The sequence below is a fragment of the Halobacteriovorax sp. ZH5_bin.2 genome (assembly GCF_043196375.1).
GTDB lineage: Bacteria > Bdellovibrionota > Bacteriovoracia > Bacteriovoracales > Bacteriovoracaceae > Halobacteriovorax_A.
This window is the reverse complement of record NZ_JBEBMJ010000003.1, coordinates 499,083-505,375: the sequence shown is the minus strand read 5'-3', so window position 1 is coordinate 505,375 and position 6,293 is coordinate 499,083. Positions and strand designations below refer to the sequence as shown.

Annotated in this window: 6 protein-coding genes; 1 reads left to right on the top strand and 5 read right to left on the bottom strand. The window is 38.9% G+C overall.

Annotated elements, in window-relative coordinates; all coding sequences use genetic code 11:
• Positions 1-95 precede the first annotated feature (95 nt).
• The 3 genes from ABMA76_RS10815 to aspS all read right to left on the bottom strand — a co-directional run bounded on the left by ABMA76_RS10815 (position 96) and on the right by aspS (position 3,865).
• The gene (locus ABMA76_RS10815) at positions 96-470 is read right to left on the bottom strand and encodes a hypothetical protein (protein WP_392912317.1); all 375 of its coding nucleotides are present in this window, start codon (positions 468-470) and stop codon (positions 96-98) included.
• 97 nt (positions 471-567) lie between these two features.
• Positions 568-2,028, bottom strand: a complete 1,461-nt coding sequence (locus tag ABMA76_RS10810) for an SLC13 family permease (protein WP_392912315.1) — start codon at positions 2,026-2,028, stop codon at positions 568-570.
• 49 nt (positions 2,029-2,077) lie between these two features.
• Positions 2,078-3,865, bottom strand: coding sequence for an aspartate--tRNA ligase (gene aspS, locus ABMA76_RS10805; RefSeq protein WP_392912313.1), 1,788 nt, complete (start codon positions 3,863-3,865; stop codon positions 2,078-2,080).
• 30 nt (positions 3,866-3,895) lie between these two features.
• On the opposite strand from aspS, the gene ABMA76_RS10800 reads away from it, so the two are divergent.
• Positions 3,896-4,420, top strand: coding sequence for a DUF192 domain-containing protein (locus tag ABMA76_RS10800; protein WP_392912311.1), 525 nt, complete (start codon positions 3,896-3,898; stop codon positions 4,418-4,420).
• Here ABMA76_RS10800 and ABMA76_RS10795 read toward each other — a convergent pair.
• Together ABMA76_RS10795 and ABMA76_RS10790 are read right to left on the bottom strand one after the other, a co-directional pair.
• Positions 4,365-5,237, bottom strand: coding sequence for a septum formation initiator family protein (locus ABMA76_RS10795; RefSeq protein WP_392912309.1), 873 nt, complete (start codon positions 5,235-5,237; stop codon positions 4,365-4,367). The genes ABMA76_RS10800 and ABMA76_RS10795 overlap by 56 nt on opposite strands.
• A 155-nt stretch (positions 5,238-5,392) precedes the next feature.
• A complete protein-coding gene (locus tag ABMA76_RS10790) occupies positions 5,393-6,229 on the bottom strand; it encodes a hypothetical protein (protein ID WP_392912308.1) in 837 nt (278 codons plus the stop codon).
• Between the last annotated feature and the right edge of the window lie 64 nt (positions 6,230-6,293).

Sequence of the window (6,293 nt, the reverse complement as noted above, 5' to 3'; positions counted from 1 at the left end):
GTAAGACACTAAATTATAATTGTCCTTACGAGATCTTTTATAAAAAGAATGTCGCACTGGTTTGTTGAGCTCAGCCGCGCCCCTAAAACTTAAAACTAAAGATCAAGGTTGGCGAAGATTTCGCTAGCACGACTAAGAACTCGTGACTTTAGTTTTTCGTCACAGCTCGCAGACTTACTTGAGCGACTCCCCTCATTTTCTTTTTGATACGGCTTCATGACCGTTTTATTTGCGACCTTAGACTTGTTATAGCCTTCGCTCTTACCATTAAAGAGATCACGCTGAGAACTATCACTTGAGTCCCATGGTCTTTTCACACAGGCCTTATGCTCACCTTTTTGGGTACGACGAGAACGCTCCTCTTTGTGATCGAGAATAATCTCAAGTAATGATTCATCAGAGTTTTCAATACGATTCTTAATCTTATTCTTTGTCGTTTTAATAAAAGTTTTTTCTAAACTAAGGGCCATAATATTCTATTTTATCTGCCCCTATGATTTCGTGCAACAAAGTTCTTACAAGAGTTCAAAACCCCTACTGATACAGGTCTACAGAATGTTTTAGTCCCTAGAAAAATGCGACAATAGCACTTAAAACGACAAAAGCAGTCAAATTTAAGATAACTCCAAATGAAATCATTCGACTCATTGGAACCAGGCCCGTTCCATGAATGATCGCATTAGGTGGCGTGGCAACAGGAAGCATAAAGGCCATATTACAACTAAAGGCAATGACAAATGCAGCCGTCAACGTTGAGAAGCCTGCCTGAGATGCCGCTGCAATCAGGATTGGCACAAGAATGTTTGCAGCAGCTGTATTACTAACAAGCTCAGTTAGCAAAATTGTTACTGCAACAATCAGGATCAAGATAATAGAGAAATTCCAATCACTAAATAAAGTAATAAGATTATGTCCAACATACTCTGCGATCCCCGTTTTAAAGAGTGTCGTTCCTAGAGAAAGTCCGGATGCAAAAAGCAGTAAAGTTCCCCAGTCAATCTTCTTTATATCCTCTTGATCAAGGAGCTTAGAGCGACTGTAGATTGGAAACATGAAAAGACTACAAGACGCAAGAATAGCAACCATCGCCGGCGTCACATATTTGTTTACATAAATTGCCAATGCATTTTCATTTCCAAGAACAAAAGTACAAATAGTTGGAGCAAACCAAAAGAACACTGTTAGGCAGAAGATAGCCATTAGGCGAAATTCATTGTTTGAAAGCTTATAATCTTTTCCTAGACTTAAAATTAAATCTTCTTTATTAACCTTTGGCACTTCTTCCGTGATCTTTGTCCTTGCATAGAAATAAAGAATGGCCATAAAGCCACAACTCAAAGGCATTCCATACTTAAACCAATCCCAAAATGTTAAGGCCTGACCAGTGTGCTGCTCAAGAAGTCCCATCGTAATTAAATTCGGAGGAGAACCAATAGGAGTAGCCATTCCCCCTACTGTTGCGGCATAGCCTATAATCAGTAAAAAGTACTGCTTTGTAATTTCTTCTTTTACTTTAAATGATTTAAGGATCCCAAAAGCTATCGTAATCATCATGGCGGCGGTTGCAGAGTTTGAAACCCACATAGAAAAAACAGCAGTCACAACAATGACAACGGCCAAAGTTCGATTAAAACTTCCATTGATAAACTTAGAGTTTAAGATAGCGATTGAAATTTTTCGATCCAGCCCTAACTTCTCCATTGCGCGAGCAAGTAAGAAGCCTCCCATAAAGAGAAAGATTATTGGAGAACTAAAACTACTGAAGGCTTCTTCAAATGAAACGACTCCAAATAATACAGTTAGAGCAACCCCCATCATTCCAGAAATAAAGAGTGATGTGCTTGAAAGTAGCCACTGGACTACAACGTAAGAAAAGATGGCCAAAAATGTTTTAGCATTTTCTTCCAAGGGTAAATTTGAAGTGTAGACTAAGAAGAAAGAGATGATTCCTAAAAATTGAAAGATGACTGATTTCGCAGTACTCCTCTTCCATTCATCTCTGAATTCATCATATAGTCTTTTTATCATATCAGGATACTTTAAATGCCCCTGCTACTAGTAACAAGGGCATAGAAGCTTATTTAAAAGTAAAGTGTAATTCATCAGTCTGCTCTTTTGCAGGAACTGATGGTGCATTCGACATCATATCACTTGCTGTCGTTGTTTTTGGAAAAGCGATAACGTCACGGATATTGTCAGTTCCGGCCTTAACCATTGTGATACGGTCAAGTCCTAGCGCGATTCCACCGTGTGGAGGAGTTCCATACTTAAGAGCATTTACGAAGAATCCAAATTGACTAGAAACTTCTTCTTCACTCATTCCAAGAACTTCAAACATTCTTTCTTGAACTGCACCATTGTGAATTCTGATTGATCCACCACCAAGCTCGTAACCATTACAAACAAGGTCATATGCTTGAGCAGGTAGATCACGAAGAGTTTTATTATTAACATTTACTTCTTCATTCATGAATTTATCCATTTCACTAATCTTTGGAGAAGTAAATGGGTGGTGTTTTGCATAGAATCTTTCTTCATCTGTTTCAAAACATGGGAAGTCATTTACCCATAGGAATGCATAACCGTCTTTAATAAGACCAAGTTCACGTCCAAGGTGACGACGAAGAGCATCTGCACTGTCGTGAACGATTTCTTCCTTATCAGCGAAGAAAAGCCATGTTCCATTTGCAGCATCACCATCTAGATCAGAAAGACTTGATAGCGAAGCTAGAACTTCATCTGTGATGAATTTTGAAATACCACCAGATGCTTTCCCCTCTTCAACTTTAAAGAAGGCCACACCCTTTCCACCAAATGGCTTAACTACATCAACAAATCCATCAAGGATCTTGCGAGAGAAAGTTCCCATCGTAGCTGGTACGAACATCGTCTTAACCATGCCACCATTTTCGATAGCTGATTTGAAAACTCCAAAGTCAGTATCTTTGAAGATTTCTGAAACAACATGGTGCTTTAAACCAAAACGAACATCTGGCTTATCTGAACCATAGTCTCTCATGGCATCGTTATAATTCATCACTGGAATTTCAAAGTCAGCACCAAGCTCAAAAATATTTCTCATAAGATCTGTAGCAAGGTTTTTCATATACTCTTCAGTAGCGAACGAAACTTCAATATCGATTTGAGTAAATTCAGGCTGACGATCAGCTCTTAAGTCCTCGTCACGAAAACACTTACAGATTTGGAAGTACTTATCTGTTCCACCAATCATAAGAAGCTGCTTAAGAGTTTGCGGCGACTGTGGAAGTGCATAAACATGCCCTGGGTGAACACGAGATGGAACAACATAGTCACGAGCACCTTCAGGTGTCGACTTATAAAGAATTGGCGTCTCAACTTCGATGAAGTCATTTGCACTCATTGTATTTCTTACGTCTAGCGTGATTTTAGAACGAAGCTTTAAAATATCTTGAAGCTTCTTTGTTCTAAGATCTAGGTAGCGATACTTAAGTTTATTATCTTCTGTTGCTTCCGTAGCACCGTACGGAAGAAATGGAATATTGTTAATATCACATTCAGATAGAACTTGAAGGTCTGTTACATGAACTTCAACTTCACCTGTTGGCATATTTTTATTTAGTGCTTCTTCAGGACGTCCTGCAACAGTCCCAACTACTTTGATTACTGATTCAAGGTGGCATTTTTTAAGAAGATCAGCGTCGCCCTTGAAATTTGTGAAGTTAAGTTGAGTTACACCAAACTTATCTCGTAAATCGATAAATGTTAGACCACCAAGGTCACGGTTCTTATTTACCCAACCGCATAGTGTTACTTCATTTCCGATATGCTCGGCCCTTAATTCTCCTAAATTGTGAGTTCTCATCAAACCCTTAATCTGTGACATGCTAATCCTCTTGATATATAGTTTTTTGGTATGAAATTTATAACAAATTCTTCACATATTCTCAGTACATTTTTTGTCTTTCTGACATTAACGCTAGGCACACATACCCATGCCCAATTCATTAATAAGAAGTGGTCTGAGAAAACCCTGCTAACACCAAAGAATAGTGAGATAAATATTTCATGGGCAGTGTCAGAAGAAGAGAAACAACAAGGCCTAAGTGGACTTAAGGCCAATAGAATGAAAAAAGATGAAGGTCTTGTCTTTGTCTACCCAAAAGAGATGCCTCTAAAGTTTTGGATGCCTGACACTCACTTTGATCTCGATATTATTTTTTTAGATAAGAATTTTAAAGTTGTAGCGATTGAAACACTACCTCACTACCCAAGTCGTAATGAGCCGCAAAAGATTCCAACGACAAAGGTTTATCAAGGTCAATTTGTTTTAGAATTACATGCCGGCATGGCAAAGAAGTATGGAATTACTAAGGGCTCCCAACTTAGATGGAAGAAAGCCCTTGACCTGAAGTTTCAGAAGTCTCTGGGAATAAAATAAGATACTCATCACGAGCAATATACCCAAGATGATCTCGTACAAGCTTCTTCTTGTAACGGTGATTATTTCTAATAAGATCAAGCTCTTTCATCAGCCCATCATTCTCCGCTTTTAGCAGAGTAACTTCATGGTATGCCTGATCAAGTGTCGACTTCTTATCAAAGTACTCAATGACTCCACCCTGAGAAAAAACTAAACGCCCAAGTAGAAATAAGCAAAATCCCCAGCAAAGCTTCACACCCCAGTGTGTAAGCTCACCTTTCTTTTTAGACTTTGACTTTACTTTTCTCTTTGCGCTAACAGCTGTCTTTGCTTTAGCAATTGCTTTTGCAGGTGTTTGATCTGCATAATTAACAGTTGCCGGTGCAGTCGCCTTCTTTCTTAGAGGCGAAGACATTTCAATATTATCAGCTTGAGTAATTGGTTTTCTTGTTGGAGTCCCACTTGCAGAAGCAGCAGAAGGAGTCGGAGTTGGTCTTGGCGCAGCTGCCGGCTTTGGAGCGGCACTTGCCTCTCGTTGAGCGCGTTGAGCACGAAGTTTTGCTAAAACAGATGATCCCGATTCACTAGACTCTCCCTCTTCACGAGATGGAGCAGACATCGGCCTCGGTCTTGGACGGGCAGTTGCCGATGCACCAGGAGTCGGAGGAGGAGTTCCCATCGGTCTAGAAGTACCTCTTGATGCCATCTTTGCGCGATTTCTCTCAATCGCCTTTTGCATTGCTGCACTTCTTGAATTTTGCTCTGAACTACTATTAGTCTTCGATGCAGACCCTGACGCAGAAGGTCCACGATTTCTTCCTAGTGAAAACTGCAAACTTACATCCTGTTTTTTGCGAAGTATTCCTCATGAATACTTTTTTTCCCAATATCAATATTTTAATGCGTTTCAAAATTTCACACAAGTAGTTTTCTCACGGAAAACTTATCGTGACAAAGCGCACAAAGGCATTCTGGCCGTTTTATTAACGATTAAGACAGAAGATTCTGAGTTGTTGAATAATCAAAATTTGTATTTAAAGCTTCAATATGAAGCCAAAATTTTCTGATTGTGGCCAACTCTATTAGGTATAATTTCAAAGTATCGTCTAGCCCTTTAAGAATTTGAGCATCGTTATCAAGCTCTCCTTCTTCAAAAATAAGTGACAATTCTTCAAAAACTCGGTGAAAACGATCTTTTGGTTTAATAATAAAATGCTTTTCAGAGATGCTAAATTCTAAAAGATTCATCTTCTCTTCAATGGCCTTTTCTAGACGTGTAAATAGGATACTTGCAATACAAACATCGCCAATTGGTCCTAATTTCAGTCTTTCTCCACTGCCTTCAAGCTTATGACTTTTGAAATTAATTCGAATCGCATCATCACTTCTTTGATACCACCAGCTAAAGCCAGGGTCAGAAATATTGCAGATTAAGTCTTCCTCAAGAGGAAAGCGCTTATTAAAAATTTGATCGTAAATAACTTGAGCAAGATCTAGATTTGAAATTTCATAGTAGAGAGTTGCTGCCACTTCACTCTCATCGATTCTCAGTGACTTTAGCGTTGTCAGATCACCAGACTTGGCCATCTCGAATGTTTCGCTAATATTGTCCGAGATCACACCGCGAATAGAAAATGTCGAGCTACTCTTAACGATATTGTATACGAAGCCAGAAGTTTGTGGATATTCTGCTCTCGACTCTGATTCAGACTCTAAACTATCTGAGCCAAAAAGAAATTCATTTCGAAAATCTTCATCGGCCAAAAAAGTATCTTGTGTATTTAGGTTAAAAGTCTCTTGTGTAAGAAAATCAAACTCGTTGTGCACTAACCCCTCCATAGGCAATACATATGATTATAGTTTAATAACTTTTGATACGTATTGGCAAGAA

Bases quoted from the DNA above. Each gene is read 5' to 3' on its own strand.
- ABMA76_RS10815 (WP_392912317.1), bottom strand. From the start codon at position 470: ATGGCCCTTAGTTTAGAAAAAACTTTTATTAAAACGACAAAGAATAAG.
- ABMA76_RS10810 (WP_392912315.1), bottom strand. From the start codon at position 2,028: ATGATAAAAAGACTATATGATGAATTCAGAGATGAATGGAAGAGGAGT.
- aspS (WP_392912313.1), bottom strand. From the start codon at position 3,865: ATGTCACAGATTAAGGGTTTGATGAGAACTCACAATTTAGGAGAATTA.
- ABMA76_RS10800 (WP_392912311.1), top strand. From the start codon at position 3,896: ATGAAATTTATAACAAATTCTTCACATATTCTCAGTACATTTTTTGTC.